The following is a 22931-nucleotide window of genomic DNA, read 5'->3' as shown; positions in this document are numbered from 1 at the left end:
TGGTGGAGGATGACGGGATCGAACCGCCGACCCTCTGCTTGTAAGGCAGATGCTCTCCCAGCTGAGCTAATCCTCCAAATTGGTGACCCATACGGGATTCGAACCCGTGTTACCGCCGTGAAAGGGCGGTGTCTTAACCGCTTGACCAATGGGCCATATTTTCTTAACGTCCCGCTTAAGGACATGTATAACTATATCAGCTAATTTCGTAGAAGTCAACTTCTAGTTAACAAAAAACGAGAACTTTTTTTGCCATACTAAGCTTACCATTTTTGTAAGCCGAAAAAGAATATACCACATTTTTAAATCTTATATCAATAGGAAATTCATTAATCCTTCCAAAATGGTGTTTTTTTAATTCTTTTAATAACTACAAGGCCCTCCTGCTCTCCCATATTGAAGAATTCAGTAAAGTATCACTACATCGTCATATTTAAACTATTAGCAACTAAGATTCCCCTTCAATTCTTCTTCCTCATTAAATTGTAGTATCAATTCCGGTTTTCAAATTTAATTTTGCACGCACCCAATAATTTCATAAAAGAGGTCCGTCCCTCATCGCTTTAAAGCGATGTGGGACGGACCTCTTTTTCAGGCTTAAGCTTGTTTACACACTATCTTTATGAGTTGAATACGATAGTAGTAGATTATGAATGAGGTGATGGATTCATGGAGCTTCCAACGATTTTGTGCGGTCCGATTGTTCGTCGGGTAGAACCTGAACAAGCTTTTATTTGGATTGCATTGAGCAAACCATATGGTATTAAAGCGGAGTTATTTAAGATAAAACAGGGTAACGAATCTCAATGTTTCGACTATACGAGCATAGCCTGTGAAACTGAGACGAAAACGGTACAAGCCGGAAAGAACTTATATATAAGTTTAATAAACGTTTTTCCACAAACCGGATCTTTTCCTACAAATAAGTTATTAGGATACAATTTATTGTTTGATAATAGTAATGGAACACTGGACCTGGGCAGCTTCGACTTACTCTCCCCTACTCATCCACACTCGATTGTCTACGAAAATCTCGCTTACCCTACCTTTTATATTAACGAAGGAACTCCATCGAATATTCTATACGGTTCATGTCGAAAGCTCCACGGGGAGGGTGCGGATGTGTTGTCAGCAGCAGATCATGTCATTGCATCGTCTTATATTCGTACTGACAGACCTTCCTCTCTATTTTTAATGGGAGATCAAATATATGCTGATGATGTGGCAGATCCCATTTTTAAAATCATAACAAGGTTCGGAAAAGAGCTGGTGGGACAAGAGGAAGACCTATGTGCCGTCGACCCTCGCTTAGAAGAAGAGCCTTTTAGACAGGGACTTCAACAAATCAATGGCAGGCAATATATGACGGAACACTTTTGCAAATTCACTTCCAGAAAAGCGGCAAATCATCTGTTAAGCTTGAGTGACTATGCAGCCATGTATATTTTGTCGTGGAGTCCCTCATTATGGGGGCTCGCACATAAGGAAGAGATGTTCGATACCTTTCAAGAAGCAGTTGATAAGAATGAAGTCTATTTCGCTTTTAAGGATTGTCAAAGCAAAGAGCATAAAACGGAATATCGGCGGCTTCAAGACCGCTACCAAAAGCAGATGAAAGAACTGGCTCATCTGGAGGAAGCCTTGTATTCTGTCAGAAGAGTACTGGCCAATACCCCGACCTATATGATGTTTGATGACCACGATATGACAGATGATTGGAACCTGACACAGGATTGGAAAACGAGCGTTTGGAACGCTCCTTTAGGAAGACATGTCATTAGTAACGGCTTGGCATCCTATTGGCTTTTTCAAGGCTGGGGAAATGAGCCCGATACGTTTACCCATTTCGGTCAAACCATGCAAACCTACTTTGACTCTTTTCATCCCGGTTCACTCCCCCACTCCAACTGGGTACAGGCTCTATGGAACTATGAATCTTGGCATTTCACCGCCCCCACTGCACCAAAGGCTGTATTTCTTGATACAAGGACCCAGCGCGGTTATGTGAATAAACCAAAGCCTGTGAAGGTAGGAAGACGAATAGATGAAGAAAGATATAGTCCAAACCTTATTAATCAGGAGGGATGGTACAGGATTTCCACTAAACTGACCGCGTCTGGTTGGAATGAAGGTGAGCCCTTAATCCTTGTATCCCCTGCTCCCCTTTACGGAATCGGATTAATTGAAAACTTTCTACATGACTATATGCTTCCACTGAGGACGTTTGGTTTACCTGTCCAAAGCGACTTTGATTTAGAAGCATGGAAATACAACGGGAAAGGCTTTAGCGACTTCCTTCATCAGGTATTAGCCTGGAACCCAAGTGACTGCATCATCTTATCAGGCGATGTGCATTCGGCTTCGTCCGTTACATCTGATATTACCTTTCGTGATGGCCGGACCCTTACGATTCATCAGTTCACAAGCAGCCCGATCAAGAATATGAGCTATACAGGGATTTGGGGTGCCATCATGAAATTCATCATTGCCTTAAATGCCAGAAAAAGGACCGACCGGACGATCTACCGGTACTGTGATCATCAGTTTGATCTATTTCAGGAGGAACAGGAAAGTAGCACTCCTTCTGACTATGTATGGAAGGAAAGCATTCGTTACAGGCATATAAACGATTCTTCGATTATTGAAACCAATAATAACATTGGGTTGTTAAGGGACGGAGGGACAGGTCCGGTGTCCCGGATCATTGTTTAGGGACAACAAGCCTCTCCTATTGTCCGGAAAACTAATTCGCTCTCTTCTTTTTGGCTATCAAGCGACTCCAAATAGAAGAGAAAGTACATAGTCATTCGCCCCTATGTGAATGAGACGTTATAGCTGTCCCGGGTCTCGTCTCCGCCCTTCAGTTCAGATAACCTCCATTAGCCAATAACCATGCATCATACAGGTAAAACTATAAGAGGCTGCCGCAATGACTGAGACACTGAGTAAGACATTAGAAAACTTTTTATCCGGATGGAGTTTGTAAAGAAGAATAAATAAGGAGAGAGAAAGCCCACCTTTCAATAGGAGAAATAACCAGGGACTGGCGGAGTAAAGATTATTCATTAAAGGATTGGCTTCTGTCATGTAATCGAAATGTAGCCCATACATGGTCAGAAATGCATCTAAGAGGTTTATAATTGCGATGTAAAGAAGAAGTTGCCTCATGGAATGGACCTCCCTGTTCATTATACAAGATATTTCTTGTTCTTTTTAAAGAACATATAAGTCTATTATATTACAGATGACCGATTTATACGAGATAATAAATCCGTTAAAAAGAACTTCAAAGGTTTGGTTTTTAAAATAACCATCGTGTCGATGTTTCCTTCCGTTGCTAAGATGTTTTCAATATTAAACAAACGTTTATTAAGTTGATTTTGTGCCATTACTTATAGAGATTCAGCAATCAATCATACGTTTGTTTAAAAATGACACTGGCTGGATTCTTCTTTCTGCAACACTTTTTTAAATAGTCTCAATCCTAAACAAAACCCCAACCCTTTCTCTCAGGGTTGAGGTTGTTTGTTTTTATCCATTTCTATCATACTATTGCTTCTTTTTCTTCCCCTTCTCATCCACCTTGATCACAACAGTGGTCAAAGGATCCAAAGTCAAAGTATCTTTGGTCAATGTAAAGCCAGACTTCTTAGAAACCGGCTTAGTTCCCGCTTCGTCGTTGTCTACTACAACCTTACCTTTAGAGAAGTCATAGTCACCCACCGATAGGGTACGCGCTTCGCTATCCGCATTGACGAATACGTAGTACTCACCCGTACCATCTGTAGATGCATTCTTGTAAGCTAGCAACAAGTCTGTATCCTGGATTTCAGGCAAGTCAAGCAGTGATACATTCTGATCAACCAGCTCTTTCTCACCCAATCGGAAAGCATTGGTCGATCTTCTTAGCTTGATCAAACCTTCTGTATACTCTCTGGTTGTTGTATTGATTTCGTATTTCTTTTTATTCGTTGCTTTTTCCCAGTCAAACTTATTGATGGCGTCCGATGAATCATATGAGTCGTGGATGAAGTAACCGAATGGGTTGCCCTCTTCGTCTTCCAACTCATGATATTTCTGTTCCGGTACGCCTTCCCCTAGCCATTGCTTGGTTCTTCCGTATTCCTGGCCAGCGTGGATAAAGGCCGTTCCTTGTGATGTTAAAATCATGGAGTTACCAAGGCGGATTCGCTTGTGGATCTCCAGATTGTTTTCCGCGATTGCCGGGTCCTTTTTGATCGATTGGGCAATGACATCGTATAGAGGCAAATTGTCATGTGCAGCAATGTATTGGACCATGTCGCCCGGGTCGTCGTCTGCCGTATTTCCAGGCTGTCCTTTGATGTTGTTAAAAATCGTGTTAATGTCGCGTGCCCCACCTGTCAGGAATCGCGGCTCCCCTTCTGAACCAAATCCGGATTTCAGTTCATTACGGATTTCGTCTGAGAAGACTCCTACGTCGTCGGTTTTGTCCATCCAATCTTGATCCGCTCCCATTCCTTCTAATGAAGGATCGGATAAGTGACCGGCGAATGTTCTCCAGCCTTCACCGATGAACAATGCATCCGGGTTGATTTCAGCCGCTGCGTCATAGGCTTTTTGAATGGATGGGTAGGTTGCGTCGCCCATCATATCGAATCGCATACCATCGATTTTGTATTCGTCAAACCAGTATTTCACTGAGTCGACCATCAGCTTTTCAGCCATGGTATGGTTGGTTGCCAGGTTGTTTCCGAAACCTCCAAGGAAGTTTCCTTTGTCGTCCTGGAACGCATAGTAGTTTGGAACGATATCGTTCAGTGTGCTTGTTTTAGCCATATGCGTGTAGACCACGTCGAGGACGACACCCATACCCTTGTCATGAATCGCGTCGATCAATCGCTTCGTTTCTTCGATTCGTAATTGTGGATCAGTGGCATCCTGTGAATACGCACCATCCGGGGAAAAATAACTGTGAGGGTCATAGCCCCAGTTGTATTCATTTCCTCCCGCTGAATACTCAAGCTCCCGTTCGCCCATATTCGTTTCATCGCCGTAGTACCAGGCCATGATGGGAAGCAGTTGAACGTGTGTCACACCCATTGACTTGATATAATCAAGCTTTTTGATGAAGGCGTCATAGGTGCCCCATCTTTCCTTCTTCAAATCTTTTTCAATTGAAGGGTCGGACGTAAAGTCACGGACGTGGACTTCGTAAATGACCGCATCTTCACGTTTTTCATAGCCATCAATGGAAGCATGACTGAATTTCTTAGGATCGGTTCCTGTTAAATCGACGATCGCTGCCTTCCCGACATTATCGCCGTCAGGCCCAGCTTTACCCTCTGTATTTACTGTAAAAGCAGCCATTGATTTCGCGTAAGGATCCAATACTTTTTTCGTTATGCCGTCATTGGTTACTTCATATTGATAGTAGTAACCTTTCAAATCTTTCACCTTTAAGTCATTCGCTTTTACGTCTGTTGACCAGACACCTTTTTCACCAAGGGTCAGTTCCACACTGCCGATTGGTTTTGCGGCATCTTTATTATCAAAGAAGTTCGCGACTACCTTGCTTGCTTTCGGTGCCCATAGTTTTAAGGTCGCGTTTCCTTTATTATATGTGGCACCGAAGTCGTCACCATCATAGGCATACTTGTTATCGATCAGTCTCCAGCCAGCTGCCGCTTTAACGGTTCTGCCTGAGTAGGTGATGGATAACGGCAGTTTTTCCAGGTCAAAATCAGCTTTTACTTCCACTGTTTTGTCTCCGGTGATTTCAGCACTTTCCACTGTCACATCGGATCCGGCACTGTCTTTCATGGCTAAACCGGACAATAACGCTTCCTCTGTCAAACCATCTGTCATCGTGAAGTTCAGACGGATCGTATCGTCAGAAATGACCTCGGAAGAAATCAGTCCCGTTGCTACGTCGCCATGTGGGGAAATGTAGACATTGTCTTCACCCTGCTTCACCCACAGATGATCATATTTATCCAGTAAGTTGAAGGACTTGTCTCCGCCATCTTTCTCTCCCGTAGCTTCATTCACTACCAGGAATCCAAGGCTTTTAGCACCTTCATTAAGTTCAACATCTACGTAAGCACCATAACGGTCCTTTTTCGTAAAATCAATGGCATCTGCCGGCCACGTGGCAGGGGCATTCTTCACGTCTCCCCACGTCCATAAACCGAAGTTTTCATAATTCCCGTCTTCACGCTCATAATGAATACGCACCGTGTTTTCCGGCAGATCAACCGGCTCATACGTATACACTTTATCCGATCCTTGTTGGATCCAAATCTCGTTTACCTCAGGTGAAGGGATCGTAAATCCTTTATCTCCACCATCTTTACCGGCATCGCCTTTTGTAATATCCATTACAAGGAAGCCGATGTTTTTCGCACCCTCAGCAAGTGGTACGTCAATGTACGCGCCGTAGCTGTCGGTCTTTTCAAACATGGTAGCACCTGTCGGCCAGTTTGCCGATGGTGATTCCACGTCATTCCATAGCCATGCACCGTAGTTTTCGTAATTTCCATCGGTACGGTTATAGTGGATGCGGATGTTGTTTTCCGGAACCGGCTCTACTTCAGGATCTTCTCCCCCTGAACCTGATCCAGCTTCAGCACCTGTAATCTTACCGCCTTCAACGGTCAGCAATGCGGTACCGCCGTCTGCTTTGGAAGGTAGAGTCATCGTAATCTCATTTCCTCCGTCAGCATTGAATGTCTCACCGGAATACGCATTCGTCACGACTGCATCCGGAGAATCCACTGTCAACGTGATCTCTTTCGCTTCGTCCGCCACGTTCAACCCAACGTAGACAGAGTCCTCTTTATAGTCACGGGAGAATACGAGGAATTTATCGCTATTCGAACCACCGACAGTCTTTCTCTCCCCTTTAGCAAACACATCGGAATGTGCCCCTCTAAAGTTTAAAATCTTCGTATAGTGCTCTAACACGTCATTATTTTCTACATCATCCCAGGCAAAATCATAACGGTTATCATACTGAGGATAATTGTTTGCACCGCTTTGCCCTAGTTCTTCACCATAATAAATGACCGGCTGCCCCTTCGACGTTGCCTGAAGTGAAGCGGCCACTTTCAGCTTGCCTTCATCTCCGCCTAACGAATACAAGAAGCCGTCTTCGTCATGACTTCCTAAAAATTGACCGAGTGTTGCCGTGTTATCAATCTTTCCGTTTCGTGCCGTCAGCTTATCATTGGCTGCTTTCAGGTCGCCGTTTACAAAATCTTTAGCTATACCTTTGAAACCGAAGTCCAGAAGGGAGTCCATCATTCCGGTATCAAGATATCCCAGCTGATTGTCTGAACTTGCTCCCCAAGCTTCACCAATCATCTTGTGCTGAGGCATTTTTTCCGTGATGGCGTTTTTAAAGGCCATCCACGTAGCATCTTCCACGTGTTTCACAGTGTCGACGCGGAAATAATCGATCGTATTCCCTTTTGCCGTTGTCGCTTTCTCGATCCAATCCGTTTGCCAATCGATGATTTGCTGGCGGACTTCTGGATTTTCCGTGATGACGTCTGGTAATCCTGCTAGTTCTCCGACAACTTCATCCGTGCCAACATTGCCTTGGCGTACGATGTCGCTGTACTTGTTGCGTTCTGCATCCGTCGGGTAACCTGGTGGACGCTGATCGGTGGCTAAGTCACCATCGATCTCTTTTAACCCATACCCCGTATGATTCAAGACCACATCGACCATGATTTTAATGCCGCGGTCATGTGCCTCATCGATTAAGGTATGGAACTCCTCCATTGATCCAAAGTGAGGATTCAGCTCACCGAAGTTACTCGCCCAGTAGCCGTGGTAACCAAAATAAGGCTGATCCGATTCCCCGTTTGTTTCAACGGAACGGACATCATACTTAATATTTTCAACGACCGGACTGATCCAGATCGTATTCACGCCAAGGTTATCAAGGTAATCAAGTTTCTCCGTGATTCCCTTGAAATCTCCACCCTGGTACGTACCGCGTTTGCTTTGATCATAATTCAAATTGTAAGGATCATCATTCGACGTATCCCCATTGAAGAATCGATCTGTCAGCATAAAATAAATAATAGATTCATCCCAATCAAGATCCGAATCGCCGACAGACTGTCTTGCATTTACTTCGATTTCAGTCGTTCCCTCATAATAGTTCCCGTATGAATCCACTACGGTCAGAGGAATCGTTTTCGTCCCTGCCGTAATGTCATCATCGACGGCTAATGTCACTTCTTTTAATGAAGGATCGATTTCAAGTTTCTCTGATCCGCCAAGTGAAGAAACATCTGCCGTGATCTTTTGGATTTTCACATCCTCTGTCAGTCCAGCTACATCAACCGTCAAGACAGCGTTCTCATTATAGTCCACAGCAGTTGGAGCCACTGAACCAGTAACCGTCAGATCAGCTTTTTGGAAATCAAGAAATGATTGCCCGTCCATTGAATTGTAAGGGTCACTTACTTCTGTCGTTTCACCGTCTTTTGTGACCAGGAATGAGTACGGGTTCTTTCCATTCGGAATGTTCTCGTATGATAGAACGAATCTCTCATTCTCTGGTTCATACGTCATTTCCTTTGTTTCCCCGTTGTACTTCAACTCTACCTTTTCGATTGAATCCATCGTATCGTTTGCGAACAATTCTTTATCACGATAATAGAACGTCGCATTCCCCTGATCGATGACCGGGGCCGATCCATCAGGCACAATGCGGATTTCCTCGACACCGCTTGTTATGTACGCCTTGGTGAGGGTGTCGTTTTTGTTCACTTTTATAAAACGATCGCCAAACTCCTTCTCCGCCGTATTCCAGTCCTCGGTACTGCGAAGAACGAAACCGAATTGCTCTGTTTCAGGTGCAACGGCAATGTTCGCTACCGCCACTCCGTTTTCATAGGAGTCAAAGTTGATTTGATCATTCTTTACTCCTGTGTTCCAGGCCCATATATTCCAGCCGTCATACGTTTGGTCTTCACGCTCATATGTGAAGCGTACTGTGCGTTCACCCGTATCAGCTGCGTCAGTCGTGGTATTTCCATCCGCGACAGCAGAAGCTGCCGGTGCAAACGGTGACCACAGACTGATGAGTATCATCAAAGTCATAAAAATCGAGAATCGACGCTTTGTCTTATTTCCCATTCATGTTTTCCCCCTCTTAAATTGGATTAATAGAATAATAGAAGTGCTCTTGATGATTGTGGAAACGTTTGCACAAAGAGTTAAAAAAATGTGAGATCAATATTAATGTAGTTATTTCGAACTAGTGCAAACGCTTGCAATTTTCTGTCTTTTTTATTTTACAATAAATTCAAAGGAGTGGCTATATGACAAAAGGGGGATTTTTTACCTATTATTAACGTAAACATAGCGACCGCTTTATCGTAGTAGATAATTTCACTGCAGGTTCACTCTCTTGGTTGAGACTTTGCTCAATTGAAGGTCCAACGGCTATATTTTATATGCTTATGGACGGAAAATGACTTAAGATTGTCTTTTTTTCAGCTGGAGGGGGAAGCTGAACGGATTGGCGGGGGCCGGTATGGCTTTTTGCCCCTGATACGGAACCCTCTCGCAGATAAATCGATCCGGATTGGGCAATTTTCAATCCTGTTTTGAGATTATTAATCCTGATTTTGATTTATTGATCCTCATTACGATTAATTGATCCTTCGTGTCAAATTTTCTTTGTCGGGGCGCCCGGAAGCAGCAATCATTCAAGTCGACGTTTCTCATCTACCGATTGCAAAAGAGCCAAAAAAAAATAGGAACAAGCGGATGCCTTGTTCCTACAATGTCACACGATCCACTTGTTGACGAAGTTGGATCATGTTATCTTTCACTCGTTGTGAAATTTCACATAATGCTTCAATCGAATTTCCTTTATGTTGACTGAGCTGGTGGACGATGTCGTCAAAGAGCATTTCCATTTCTTCATGGATGGCCATGGCCGATACATTGTAAATATGGATATTGGAGTAGCTCGTCAAATCAAAAATCGCCGAGTCGATATAAGGTCTGAAGCTGTCCAGTAACGCCGGGAATCCAATCGTCAATCGGGTCAATCCGTCTCGGAGTCCTTCAATGGTCGCAGCCAACTCATCGATCGGCTCCAGTGCGGAAGAAACGTACGAGCGGATTTTGTCATCGAAATCAGAGAAGATGCTGATGAGCTTTCCAGGAACCGTCCCACTTAGGGCAATATTCATGGCACCATTGATTTGAGCGGAGATGACCTCCAATGTGTTTTCGATGGCAAAAGCAAGCCCAGTCAAACCTCCCAATAGCGGCAATAGAAAACGGTGTGAAACTCCCTTGAAAGCTTCAAAGGATCCATCCAGGTAGATCTCTTTCACCTTCATACCGATAAGCATGTGATGAGACGTTTCCAGCACGTAGTCGTTCTTCTTCGGCATCACTACTTCATGTTGAACCGAGGCCCCCCCTGAAATGCTTGCACTTAAAGAAGAATCACGTTCTCCAAAGTTTTTTGCAAGGTCCCCAACCTGACTCTGAAATTCCGCTATGTGACTATTCATCTGCGCACTATTGAAGTTGATAATCTTATAGTGTGCCAGCATCTCGTTCACAAGAAGATCCTCCAAGGTTTCTTTCCCCCCGCTAAATAGCTCAGGAATTTCTTTATGAAGGATGTTCTGCAGGAATCCTGTCAAACTGGTAATCTCCTGTTTGAATTCAAGCAGCTGATTCCGGGCCTGACCGAAAATACTTTCGACACTGACGCTTCGGTTGAATAAGTGCTCCACGAGTTCGACAGGTGGGGAATTCAAAACACCATTGAGAGATTTACTGGCGTTTTCAGCCATATTCAAAAGAGAAATAAGATGGTCGATCTCCGAGGTCAAACGATGTCCCGTCGTCGTGATGCCTATGAATAAAGGGTTCCCGATCAAATTTTCGAAGGAATCCTCAAAGATCATCTGCAGGCGGCTCAACCGCTCGGAGTACCGGTCTCCCTCATGCTGGGCGATTTCCTGTGAATGGATCAAGTAATCCCTGGCATACCCCAACCTTGTGGTGACATCACCTGCCAGGGCCTCAGCCAACAGGTTAAGATTCTCACGATTGATTTCGATCCTTTCCGAATGACCGCCATAGAGGGGTTCCCCCGTCCAGATGCTAGTCATGATGTGGGCATCGGCTTCAACATGGATTTCACCGTAACCAGGTTCCCCATCTAGACCAATTACGTATTTCCCACCATCGGTATACCCCGTATGATTGTTTGTCAGGATACTGAACTTCTCGCCGATCACCGGTATCCCTGTCGAAATATCGTATCTCTTTCCTGGAATTCGCGAATCAAGATTCAGGGCAATGAGAGTTCCGGTTAAGACGTCATAGTTGGTGAAGTAATTGGTGATGTTGTCGTAGCTTTTGTTAGGATCGATCACCCCTTTTGGAAGAAGTGCCGGGTTTAGGGTAACTGCTTTAATATCTGGGCGATTTCTGACGGCGTAGGTTGCTAATGGACCACCAAGAGAGTTTCCCGTGGCGTATTTCACTCCGCCTTTATTTTTACTTTCCTTATCTACTTTTGCGAGATAACTTTCCGCTGCCTCCAGTTGGGGGAGTGTCAAATCGCTTAAAAGTTGGACATCTGTTAATAAATCTTGATTCCCGTTTACAGCACCTGCATCTGTACCAACATAAATTACTGAAATTTCTTTTGTCTTAAAGTTCTCGACTGTTAGAGCATCAAGTCCTGATGGGTGTTCATACATTGTGTCTATGACCTTATAGTCATGACCATTAACGGTTACTTTGTCAGTAACTTTTGGATGCTCATAAGCAACTAACCCAGCTAATTCAACTAAATCTTTATCCATATTAATTTTATTTACTTCTTGTATAAGTGGTTTTTGTAATTTAGTCATATCCCAAATCACCTTTATTTAGATTTAATTAATTCAGTTTTTATTGAATTATCCTTATATCCCTCAGATGATTCTTTGTGTACACCATTATCATTGATTATGATTTGATAAGTCCCATTAGGAATTGAATTCAGTTTTTCTAAATCATTTGATACTTTATCTAGAATACTTTTACTCGGAGATACTTTATCCTCTTTCATAAATAGAATAATATTAATGTTTATATATTGTTCATCAAATGATTTTTTATCGAATGCATTTTTCAGGTCTTCTATGTTGGTATTCGAATTTTCCATATATAAATCATACACTGGCTGTATTGCCTCATCACCATTAAATGAAGTAATCGAATAATAGGGAGTCATGAAACCTGATCCGCCAACATTCTGAAGTGATTCAACAGTTCTACCCACTACCTCTTTTTCGGATACAACTCCATCAAGATAATTATCCAGATTAATAAACTCATCTTCGAAAATCAGTCTATACAAACCTTCTCGAATTCCTTCTTCAACAACATCTTCCTGGGACCTTACTTCTTCGGAAATGATTTCTTTAGTTTTCTGGTTGATTGGAACAATGGCATAAGAATAAAAATGGACAGGTCCTGTCGACTCTACAAATACCGTCACTCCATCTACATTTCCTACTAGATTATGAACTTTTACCTCAGTCTTATATTTTTCTAAGAAAAATTCCTTGACCGCTTTTTCTACTTCTTCTCTTTTAGCTTCAGCAATTTTACCGTTTTCTTCACCATTATTTAATGTGTACCCTTCACCTTTATAATCTTGCACTCTTTCATACTGAGCTGCCACTTCATTTTGTGCACTTTCCTTTTCATCCACACCATTACCATTCGCATTATCCATATTCATACATCCTCCAAGTAATAATGAAAGTCCGATTCCATATATAATCCACTTATTTTTTCTGTTCATGAATGTCTGATCCTCCTAATTGGATGGGTTCATTAAAGAATTACCTTTATATTGTATAAAAGTCTGTAAAGTATTAACAGTTCAATCGGGTAATACTTAGAGCAATCCAGTAAAACAGGAAAAAAGTAGGGGAGCAGACTTCTTCGTTACGTTTCTTTCATCCTATTCATTTCACATATTCAACTTATGTCTTCAGACTCATATATTTGTATAATTACCCCAATTATTCAAATGATAACCTATAAGTTCTGAAAATAAATCTCCTGAAATTTAAGCTTATCACCAGGTCGGGAGTAGCTAGATAATCATAGTGGGTCACACAGCTCACCACTTTAACATTACTTCTTTACAATGGAATCCGGAAACGTTAATTGCAAAGAATTATCTTTAATCCCATCGTCTACTTTTTCGTTAATTAAATTATCATTAATGATTACACTGTAATTTCCTTTAGGTATCAAGCTCATAGACCTAATATCCTGCTGAACTTTATTAAATATTTCTTTATTAGGTTCTACATTTTCACTCTCCATATATAACTGAATGGTAATATTATAATCTTCTGCTACGAAATCAGCTTTCGAAAATAGCGATTTAAGTTCACTGATGGGTATGCCAGGATTTTTCAGATATGCCTCATACACAGGTTGGATGGCTTTATCGTCCGGTGGAGTGGATAGATAATAATAGGGGGTCATATAACCTGCCCCTCCGACATTTTCCAGTGATTCTTTCCTTTTCCCAACCACTTCATTTTCGGACACTATCTTACTTAGATACTGGTCCAGGTTATTAAATTCATCTTCAAATATAAGGTGATATAGACCTCCTTGAATGGCGCTCTCGCTTTCACCGTCCAAAGACGTAACGTCATCCTCTAATACCCTTTTGCGACTCAAATCGATTGGCACTATAGCGGTTGTAAAAAAGTGCACGGGTCCTTTCGACTCAACAAATACTGTCGCACCATCCACATTTCCGACTATGTTATGGACTTTGACATCTGTTTTATACTTTTCCATAAAGAAATCCTTAGCTGCTTTTTTTACTTCATCACTTTTTCCCTCTGCAATCTCATCTGCTTCTTCTCCATTTCTGAGGACATATCCATCACCTTTGTAATCTTGCACTCTCACAAAAGTATCTTTATATACTCCGTTAGCCTCTTTTGAATCAACATTGTTTTTTTCATTATCCTGATACATACATCCACCAAGGAATAATAAAAGTCCGATTCCGCATATAACCCATTTATGTTTAGCATTCATATTTGTCTTATCCCTCTCTCTTCATAACCTCTATGTATGAGTACCTACTCCTTAAAAATCTCATCCGGAGTCGTCTTTTCGAGGGAATTTTCTTTCACCCCTTCAAACGACTGTTTGAGGACTGTATTGTCATTGACGAAAATACTGTATGTTCCTTTTGGTATATCATCCATACTTTCAATATCGTTTACAACTCTATTAAATACCTTCTCATCAGGGTCAGTTTCTTTATCTTTCATAAATAAATTAATGACTACCTCAAAATAAGTAGGAATAAACGCTTGTTCATTGTAAGCAGCCCTTAATTTTTCTCTACTAACCCGGGGATCTTCCATATATAGCTCATAAACTGGTTTAATTGCTTCATCATTTGAAACGGAGGAAGATAAAAAGTAATAAGGTGTCATATATCCTGATCCACCAACATTCTGAAGGGATTCAATCGTTCTTCCAGTAACGGGTTCTTCCTTTACAATTTTCTCTAAATACTCCTCCAAACGATCAAACTCGTCTTTAAATATTTTTCTGTATAAACCTTCTGTTATGGCACCCTCCACCTGTCCTTCTTGAGAAAACACATCGTCTGACAGAATTTTTTTATTTGATTGATCGATTGGAACAACTGCATACGTGTAAAAATGAAGAGGATTAGTTGATTCCACAAATACTGTAGCTCCGTCTATATTGCCTACAATATTATGGACATGTACCTCTGTCTTATATTCTTTCAAGAAAAAATCTTTTACCGCTTTCTCTACTTCTTCACGTTTGCCTTCGGCAATCTTGTCTGTTTCTTCCCCATTTTTCAGGGTGTATCCTTCTCCAATATACTCCTGGACACTTACAAATTGATTCTTCACCTGTTTTTTAGGATATTCTTTTTCATTCACACCATTCCCATTCGCACATCCGCCTAGCAACAATGGAAAGGCGATTCCGCATATAAACCATTTATTTTTAGTGACCATGAACGTATACACCTCCACTATTGAACTTAAAACATTCTTAATCCATCAGAAAAACATCCTCTTCTATCGAATTATCTTTAAACCCCTCAAAGGATTCTTTATGGACTCCATTATCATTTACCGCTACCCTGTAGGTCCCCCGGGGAATCGATCCAGCTTATTAAATTCATTTTCAAAAATGAGACGATATGATCCCCCCTTGATCCTGTCCTCTACTTGTCCCTCTTCCGTAAACACGCGATCCGTCAGCACCTTTTCCTACTTCCCCACGATTGGATTCTGCAATTTTGTCGGTTTCTTTTCTATTTGGGAGGGTGTATCCTTGTCCATTATAGTCCTGGACGCTTACATATCCACCTTCCTCTACCCCTTCCTGAGAAGAAATGCCACCTCCGAGCAGCAAGAAAATAAAAGAAATACAAATGATCCATGCTCCGGTTTTGTTAATACCTATGTAACTCGCCCTGAATAACTTTTGTAGTACTTCTTTATTGTAAAAGATAGTGTAAAATATTAACAGTTTGAGGATTTTAAGTTATTGTTCCAAAGAGGTTTTAAATAGCAGAGAAATAAGGAATATCACTAACGTGGGAATGAGAGGAATAGTGAAGTGTTACCGAAAAGGGTCCCGTAATCTATTAAGGATTGATGAAACTCTATTGAATCAGAAGTTCTTTCAGATCATCTTCCTTCACCATGGTCAATATTTCAAGTGGCAAGAAAACAGGAAAAAGCTGATTACATTACATAATCAGCCTTTACACGAGCTTCTTAAGTACAGAGATAATTCCTTTGGACTGAGGTTCATTTTGAGTGGCTTTAACTGCGGAACGATAGCTTTTTTCAAGTGAATCTTGTTATAAACAAATGAAAAAAGAGAAGCAAAAGGTCCGTCCCTCGCTTCTCTTAAAACAAATTAAGATACATTCTTCTCTATCGCATCTTCCTTTTTTGCTGAAAGATCGATGGTCGAGATGGCTTTCCAGATCGTAAAACCTGAATATAAAAGGAGTAAAACTCCCGGGATGATGAACATCAATGCACCGTTTTTCGAATTCATGAAATTCATGAAGTATCCTATATAGGGAATCGTGAACCCATTGTATTCTGCCACTACATTTTCAGATAGCACAGGTTCAAGGTCCGGAGCGTCGTTATTGTCCCCTTTTGTTTTATACATTACATGTTCTCCGCTCTTTATCACTTCCAAAACCCGGTGAGTGATGAGAATGTTCTCTTTCTCTTTAAATGTAATAACATCGCCTTCTTTAAAACGGGTCATATCTCCCCCGGGCTTCACCGCAATGATTGATCCCGTTTGGATATCAGGTTCCATCGACCCTGATAATACTGTCTTTATTTGATAGCCCATGAATTGGGGTTCCCCACCGGCTGCCTTGGATGAAACGACAACAAATATCATTATGAACAATACAGCATACAGAACGACCGTAATACTCGTACTTAGTATTCTTTTTGCTAGCTTCATTTTTTATCAACCTTACCTTTCTTTTACTCTTGATTACTAGTTTTATCAGGTGAAGCTGGAGATGGTTCTACCTGTTCTTCTTCCTTGGATGGGGGCGCTTCTGAATTTTGGACACTTGCTCCTGTAACTTCGGGTTGTTCTTCCACTTCTGGTTCTGTTTCTGGCTCAGCAGGGGCTGAAGGTTGTTCAGGTTCTTGCTTTTCCTCTACCCGTGGTGGAGCTTCTTCCTTATTGTTCTCTTTCTTTTGATCATTAGCTGTGTCAGGTTCGGTTACTTCCTGCTCTTCTTTTTTATCTATTTTCTCTGGTGGCTCAGGTATACTTTCATCTCCGCCCTTATCAGGGGCATTTGGTTTTGCTTGTTCGCACTTTATAGTAATCGTTTCACTCCATAATTCATGTCTGGTACCTTCTTTATTTCCGTGCCCTGGGCGTTGGAGGGCTTTGAATTTATATGCTCCTGGCTGAGTTGTGTTAAAGATGATCTTGTCAGTTCCACCTTCAGGTATAGGTTGAATCATCCCACTCCTTATCTTTTCACCGGCTTTCATAGGATTTTTTCCACCACGTTCATAGAATACTTCATATTCCGTTGTACCTTGCATTTCACTTCCTGTATTTATTATTTGGGCAGAAATGTCTAACGGAGCACATGCTTCAACTGTTCTATCTTGGTTAGCAGGAAATTTCAATGAACTCTTATCCCAAATACTCCAAGACCCTGCAGTGATTACACCTGTTACTTGGTCTTGATCGTTAAAGTAGGCACCTGTACTGCCGTCCACAAAAGAAGTCGTAATGGTAGTGGCATACCAGATGGCCATTAGCTGACATAGAAGCCTCCACTTCTTTGTTTGGGTTTTGTGTTTTCTTGTTCTTGAGTATCTTATGGAGATCACATCCTTTGGATATGTGATAGTTTAATTTCTTGAAGAAGCCAGAAGCTAGATTTTCCTGGCTTCTTCAGAAAATTAAATTGATAATTAATAGAAGAAAGGTGGGTGGGGACCCACCTTTCCATTATTCTATCTTAACGTTCTACACCTGCGCCTTGCTTACCTTCGAATGTCCATTTAAGTTGTAACTTATCGCCTTGGAATTTGTTTTGATCTGCACCGCTTTCAACAAATTCATATTGTACATAAAGAGTATCTGTTGTTCCAGCTGCTAATTTACCCCCTCTTTCTTCTAACCAAGGAATAAAGATATTATTTTCGATTGCATCTGGAGTCATGTTTTTAAGTTGATCTAGAGTGGTATAGAAGATAACTCCATCCCCCTTATCAGCATTGAGCAAGAAGTTTACGCGGATATGTTTTCCAAAATCCTCTCCTGCATTGTTACCATTCGCATCAGTAACTGTATAATCCGTTTTCAATAAAACTTTAGCAATATCAAGGGATCCATCATTCTTTAATTGGAATGAGCGATTCATCCAATCTCCTGGCTTAATATTTTTTACATCAATAATTGTAGTTGGAGCTGCATTAATATCCAATGTCCCTGCTGCAAATGTAGAATTTGTTTCTACACTGTCACTAAAGTACGCATATGTACCTCCCCCAACCAATGCCAATCCTAGTGCCGCCGACGCTACGCCTAAACCTAATTTTTGCTTAATACTCATTTCTAAATTCCTCCTCGTTTTCATCCTATTATTTGGTTCGTTCAAAAGTTTGTTTTGTTCTTTTTAACGAACCCTACACTTGAAGTATAAGACAATTGTCATAGATTGAAAAACTTCAAATCCGTTCGTTTATTCGTTAAAAAGAACAAAAATCGTTGTTTTTCTCTATTTATCTCTACATATCTTATCTTTTTATTTATTATTGAGAACAATTTGTTCTTTATAGTGTACTTACGATTCACACGAGAGCCTAATGAGACTAGGAGACAGGTTCCTATACTCACTATAATCAACCTCTTTGAATCACCTTCCTGGATACTCACGTCACCCTTGATATTTGTTTTTCCGATACACCTTTTAACGTATTCAACTTTGCTAAGACTTCATTTCTCTGTTCCTTATTCATTATCTGAAACATTCTGTTGTTAGAAACCCCCAGCTTTCTCATATATAGTCGTACTTAAACTTAACTTGGTTAAGGGCAAGTTAAGTTTAAGTACGACTATAAAATAAATTTTTTACGAATCCTGCTTTTAGGACGGATATGATTAGGTGTCCTTAATAATCATTTATAAGGAAAAAAAAAGGAGCCACGGGACCTATCCCCTTTGGCTCCTTTACTATTCCACATCAATCCATATACTTCAATACCTCTCCAACCACTGCTTCATTAATCCCCCCACCAATCTGATGAACTTCTGAAGAAGTCTTACCTTCAATAGTATCAATCTGAGATCTTTCCAGTCCTTTTTGTGAAACGAGCAGAACCGGAACCCCAAGTTTAGACGCAAGCGGACCCGCTGATAAAGCGTCAACCAGTTTGGCTGTTTCGGATTTGGCGATTAAAATGGTTGGATAGTGATTTTCTGTGTAGAATTTTTCTATCACTTTCGCATTGGTATCATGTCGGGAAAGGCCGCTGATACGGTTGCCCTCCACATTCTTCGTTGTGATGCTATTCATTTCTTTCAAGATGGCTGAATCAAGTACCGCCACTCCCCCGATAAAGTGAGCGTTCGATAAACCCTCTGATTTCAACCAGTCATACGTGGCTTTCGGAACAGACTTTTTCTCTGAAAGAATGATCGGTTGTTTCACCTTTCCAGATTGGGCCGCAATCGACAGTGCATCCGGTTCCCCTCTTCCATAAGCAAGATACGCTTCCGTCACATCGACTGATTTATCGAGCTGTTTTGCAATGAGTAAAGAGGTTTCATAACGATCGCTACCTCCAATACGAGACACACTGTAACCCAGCTTCACAAGAGCTCCTTTTACCTCATCGGAGATAACCCCGCTACCACCGATTAATACAATTTCCTTCGTGCCAAGTCGTTTTAATTCTGCTTCTGTTTCTGCTGGTAACGTCCCCTTTGTTGTCAGTAGAATAGGTGCGTCGTGTGCAGAAGCTAATGGCGTAGCGGTTAAACCATCTGCAATCGCACCTCCGTTAACTAAAAATACTGTTGAGGATGTTTCCCACCCTTGCTTCGATACTTCACCAGCTGTTGAATACCTCGTTGTGCCGATCAGGGTTTTCAGTTGAGGTTTTCCTTTCTCAACTTGTACTTTAGCAATGGCACTCTTGTTACCTGCTTGGTCTTCTGCATGCACACTGAGTTCGGTGCCTGCTTTTTGTTTACTGATTGCAATCGTGAATTCACCATTATTATTCGCAGATGTTTTCCCGATTTCCGTTGAATCTATACTCGCATAGACTGTGGAATTCGCTTCTGCTTTTCCTGTAATCGACGTTGACTGGTCTCCTACAGGATTTACAGTCGGCTTTGATGGTGCCGTTTTATCTTTGACAGTAACTTTTACTGTTTCACTGTGATTTCCTGATGCATCCACTGAATATACACTTACTTCTGTACCCGCTTTTTGCTTACTGATTGTAATGGTAAAATCACCATTACTGTTCGCAGTGGCTCTGCCAAGCTCAGTTGAACCAACTTTAGCAAGCACATTAGTGTTCGCTTCTGCTTTTCCAGTGATAGAAAGCGAATTATCTCCTACTGGATTTACGGTTGGTTTTGCTGGAGCTGTCTTATCTTCAACCTTTACAGTTGTCGCTTCACCTTTGTTACCGCCAGCATCTACTGCATACACACTAATCTCCGTGCCTGCTTTTTGCTTGCTGATCGCCAAAGTAAAATCACCGGTGCTGTTTGCAGATGTCTTTCCAATCTCTGCTGATCCTACTTTCGCATACACAGTTGCATTTGCTTCCGCTTTTCCCTTAATCGAAGTGGACTGGTCCCCTACTGGGTTAACAGTCGGCTTCGCTGGTGACGTTTTGTCTTCGACTGTAACTTTCACAGTTTCACTCTGATTCCCAGCATAATCTACTGCATACACACTTATTTCGGTACCTGCTTTTTGTTTACTGATTGTAATACTGTAAACATCATTACTGTTTGTCGTGGCTTTTCCCAACTCTGTTGAACCAATTCTTGCAACCACAGTAGAGTTCGCTTCTGCTTTTCCAGTGATAGCAGTCAAGTTGTCTCCTATCGGGTTCACAATTGGTTTCGCCGGAGCTGTTTTGTCTTCAACGGTCACCTTTATTCCTTCACCTTGGTTACCAGCTGCATCTACTGCATACACACTGATCTCCGTGCCTGCTTTTTGCTTGCTGATCGCCAAAGTAAAATCACCTGTGCCGTTTGCAGATGTCTTTCCAATCTCTGTTGATCCGACTTTTGCATACACAGTTGCGTTTGCTTCCGTTTTTCCTGTAATCGAAGTGGACTGATCTCCTACTGGATTTACAGTCGGATTCGCTGGTGCTGTTTTGTCTTCGACAGTAACTTTTACTGTTTCACTCTGATTTCCTGCAGCATCTGCTGCATATACACTTATTTCGGTACCTACTTTTTGTTTACTGATTGTAATGGTATAAGCACCACTACTGTTAGTCGTTGCTCGACCCAGCTCTGTTGAACCCACTTTTGCATACACAGTTGAGTTCGCTTCTGCTTTTCCAGTGATGGTAGTCGAGTTGTTTCCTACTGGATTCACGGTTGGTTTCACTGGCGCTGTTTTGTCCTTTACCGTCACCACTGCTGATCCACTTTGGTTTCCAGCTCCGTCGATGGCATAAACGCTTAATTCCGTTCCCGCTTTTTGTTTAGCGATTCCGACTGTGAATGATCCATCACTCGTCGAAGATCCGATAATTTGCGATCCGGCTTTAACCTCTACCGTTGCCCCTGCTTCCGCTTTCCCAATCACGGAGGTGTGGCGGTCGGTTACTTCGTTCACGGTTGGAACATCAGGGCTTGTTCCGTCCATTACCGTAATGGCCGTTGCTTCACTTGTGGTATCACCGTCTGTCACGGTTACCCATAGAGTCGTCCCTGCCGGTTGTTTTGGAATATCGATATCAAAACTTCCCCAATAGGGATATCCGTTCCCAATGACTTCTTGTCCATTGCTCACTTCAATGTAACTGTCATCATCTGTTTCTACGGTTCCACTTACATATGTAGAGTAGTCATATACTTGTGAAACTTGAGCCGGAGCTACATACCTTGCCACTCCGACTGCTTTTCTCGCATTCACCCTGCCATGTCCGTAGAAATAATCCTTCCCGGATGCTCCAAGGTCATCAGCCGAAGTATACAATCGGTCTGCTACCTGATCATTTGTCAAATCAGGTTCATTGGCTAAAATAAGTGCGGCCACTCCTGCCACTACCGGAGAAGCCATGGAAGTTCCGTCCATCCATCCGTATTCAGAATCCGGCAATGTCGATAAGATGGAAGACCCTGGTGCCGCGATATCTATGTCATATCCATAGTTAGAAAAACCCGATTTAGTATCATACTCAGTAGTCGACGCGACTGAGATGACATTAGGATAAGAAGAAGGATAATGTGAAGCACTTGTATTGTCATTGCCTGCCGCTGCAATGACAACTACTCCATTATCATAAGCATATTGAATCGCATCATTATAGACATTGCTATAATAATAATTTCCTAAACTCATATTAATGATGTCAGCACCGTTATTCACGGCATAATAAATACCCTCGATGACATCGGAAGAATAGGCAGATTCTTCATTAAAAAAAGCATCGATAGGCATAATGCTCGTCTCTGGTGCAACACCAGCCAATCCCATCCAGTTATCCATGGAACTTCCTATTATGCCTGCTACATGGGTACCATGATCACCTTTAGTCATGGTTGTTGTGTTGTAAACGGTATCATATGGAGCGACAATCCGCCCCGCAAATTCCGGATGATCCACATCCACACCATTATCAATTACAGCTACCACTACATCAGAAGAACCCTTTGTTCGATCCCACGTTCTCTCTGATTCGATGTTTTGGTGATGCCATTGAAGACTGTAATAAGAGTCATTCGGTACGTGGTTCAATTTAATCAAGTGATCAGGTTCCGCATACTCTACATCACTATCATTCTCTAAATCCTTTATAAAAGATTCCACATCCTGCCCGTCAGGGACATCTACTGTCACAATCGGAGCGGCATCATTTTCTTGATTTGCCAACACCTCATACCCCTCAATAGCTGCTTTCTCCACTGGCTTTTTCAACTTCACAATCACTCGTTCTGCTAATTTATCACCTGAAGCAGCAGCAGTATCTCCATTTGCCTTTGCTACTTCAGTAGAATAAAAAGGCATACAAAATAAACCTAAAACCACCATCAAAATCAAAACTTTTTTCATACATAATCCCCTTTTAAAATAGTGTATAGTCAACCCAATG

The 22931-nt window shown here is 41.8% G+C and carries 11 protein-coding genes and 2 tRNA genes; 1 reads left to right on the top strand and 12 read right to left on the bottom strand.

Annotated features, from left to right (window positions below):
* A tRNA-Val gene (locus Q1B03_RS17825) sits at positions 1-76 on the bottom strand.
* 4 nt (positions 77-80) lie between these two features.
* Positions 81-155 (bottom strand) — tRNA-Glu (locus Q1B03_RS17820).
* 514 nt (positions 156-669) lie between these two features.
* Here Q1B03_RS17820 and Q1B03_RS17815 point away from each other — a divergent pair.
* Complete coding sequence (locus Q1B03_RS17815; RefSeq protein ID WP_299744538.1) at positions 670-2712, top strand: hypothetical protein; 2043 nt, start codon at positions 670-672, stop codon at positions 2710-2712.
* Between the two features lie 153 nt (positions 2713-2865).
* Here the strand turns inward: Q1B03_RS17815 and Q1B03_RS17810 are convergent, their stop codons facing one another.
* The 10 genes from Q1B03_RS17810 to Q1B03_RS17765 form a co-directional block, all read right to left on the bottom strand.
* The gene (locus Q1B03_RS17810) at positions 2866-3168 is read right to left on the bottom strand and encodes a DUF5658 family protein (RefSeq protein WP_299744536.1); all 303 of its coding nucleotides are present in this window, start codon (positions 3166-3168) and stop codon (positions 2866-2868) included.
* A gap of 381 nt (positions 3169-3549) precedes the next feature.
* The gene (locus Q1B03_RS17805; RefSeq protein ID WP_299744533.1) at positions 3550-9135 is read right to left on the bottom strand and encodes a pullulanase; all 5586 of its coding nucleotides are present in this window, start codon (positions 9133-9135) and stop codon (positions 3550-3552) included.
* A gap of 647 nt (positions 9136-9782) precedes the next feature.
* Positions 9783-11891, bottom strand: coding sequence for an SA1320 family protein (locus Q1B03_RS17800; protein ID WP_299744530.1), 2109 nt, complete (start codon positions 11889-11891; stop codon positions 9783-9785).
* A 14-nt stretch (positions 11892-11905) separates the two neighbouring features.
* Entirely contained in the window at positions 11906-12832 is a 927-nt protein-coding gene (locus Q1B03_RS17795) for a DUF1672 family protein (protein ID WP_299744527.1), read from the bottom strand.
* Positions 12833-13170: 338 nt separating this feature from the next.
* Positions 13171-14037 carry a DUF1672 family protein gene (locus Q1B03_RS17790; RefSeq protein ID WP_299744525.1) on the bottom strand — a complete coding sequence of 289 codons (867 nt, stop codon included), beginning with the start codon at positions 14035-14037 and terminating at the stop codon, positions 13171-13173.
* Positions 14038-14144: 107 nt separating this feature from the next.
* Positions 14145-15068: a DUF1672 family protein gene (locus Q1B03_RS17785; protein ID WP_299744522.1), complete on the bottom strand. Its 924-nt coding sequence runs from the start codon at positions 15066-15068 to the stop codon at positions 14145-14147.
* Between the two features lie 916 nt (positions 15069-15984).
* The gene (sipW, locus tag Q1B03_RS17780) at positions 15985-16557 is read right to left on the bottom strand and encodes a signal peptidase I SipW (RefSeq protein WP_299744519.1); all 573 of its coding nucleotides are present in this window, start codon (positions 16555-16557) and stop codon (positions 15985-15987) included.
* Between the two features lie 23 nt (positions 16558-16580).
* Positions 16581-17456, bottom strand: coding sequence for an amyloid fiber anchoring/assembly protein TapA (gene tapA / locus Q1B03_RS17775; protein WP_299744516.1), 876 nt, complete (start codon positions 17454-17456; stop codon positions 16581-16583).
* 131 nt (positions 17457-17587) lie between these two features.
* On the bottom strand, positions 17588-18184 hold the full coding sequence (locus tag Q1B03_RS17770) for a CalY family protein (RefSeq protein WP_299744513.1): 597 nt from the start codon (positions 18182-18184) through the stop codon (positions 17588-17590).
* Between the two features lie 630 nt (positions 18185-18814).
* Positions 18815-22891 carry an Ig-like domain-containing protein gene (locus Q1B03_RS17765; protein ID WP_299744511.1) on the bottom strand — a complete coding sequence of 1359 codons (4077 nt, stop codon included), beginning with the start codon at positions 22889-22891 and terminating at the stop codon, positions 18815-18817.
* Between the last annotated feature and the right edge of the window lie 40 nt (positions 22892-22931).

This window comes from uncultured Rossellomorea sp. (genome assembly GCF_947488365.1).
GTDB lineage: Bacteria > Bacillota > Bacilli > Bacillales > Bacillaceae_B > Rossellomorea.
Note: the sequence above shows the minus strand (reverse complement) of the source record. Positions and strands in the feature narration are given on the sequence as shown.

Excerpts from the sequence above, each read along its gene's own strand:
- Q1B03_RS17810 (WP_299744536.1), bottom strand. The coding sequence starts at position 3,168 with ATGAGGCAACTTCTTCTTTACATCGCAATTATAAACCTCTTAGATGCA.
- Q1B03_RS17770 (WP_299744513.1), bottom strand. The coding sequence starts at position 18,184 with ATGAGTATTAAGCAAAAATTAGGTTTAGGCGTAGCGTCGGCGGCACTA.
- Q1B03_RS17805 (WP_299744533.1), bottom strand. The coding sequence starts at position 9,135 with ATGGGAAATAAGACAAAGCGTCGATTCTCGATTTTTATGACTTTGATG.
- Q1B03_RS17800 (WP_299744530.1), bottom strand. The coding sequence starts at position 11,891 with ATGACTAAATTACAAAAACCACTTATACAAGAAGTAAATAAAATTAAT.
- Q1B03_RS17795 (WP_299744527.1), bottom strand. The coding sequence starts at position 12,832 with ATGAACAGAAAAAATAAGTGGATTATATATGGAATCGGACTTTCATTA.
- Q1B03_RS17765 (WP_299744511.1), bottom strand. The coding sequence starts at position 22,891 with ATGAAAAAAGTTTTGATTTTGATGGTGGTTTTAGGTTTATTTTGTATG.
- Q1B03_RS17790 (WP_299744525.1), bottom strand. The coding sequence starts at position 14,037 with ATGTATCAGGATAATGAAAAAAACAATGTTGATTCAAAAGAGGCTAAC.
- sipW (WP_299744519.1), bottom strand. The coding sequence starts at position 16,557 with ATGAAGCTAGCAAAAAGAATACTAAGTACGAGTATTACGGTCGTTCTG.
- Q1B03_RS17815 (WP_299744538.1), top strand. The coding sequence starts at position 670 with ATGGAGCTTCCAACGATTTTGTGCGGTCCGATTGTTCGTCGGGTAGAA.
- Q1B03_RS17785 (WP_299744522.1), bottom strand. The coding sequence starts at position 15,068 with ATGGTCACTAAAAATAAATGGTTTATATGCGGAATCGCCTTTCCATTG.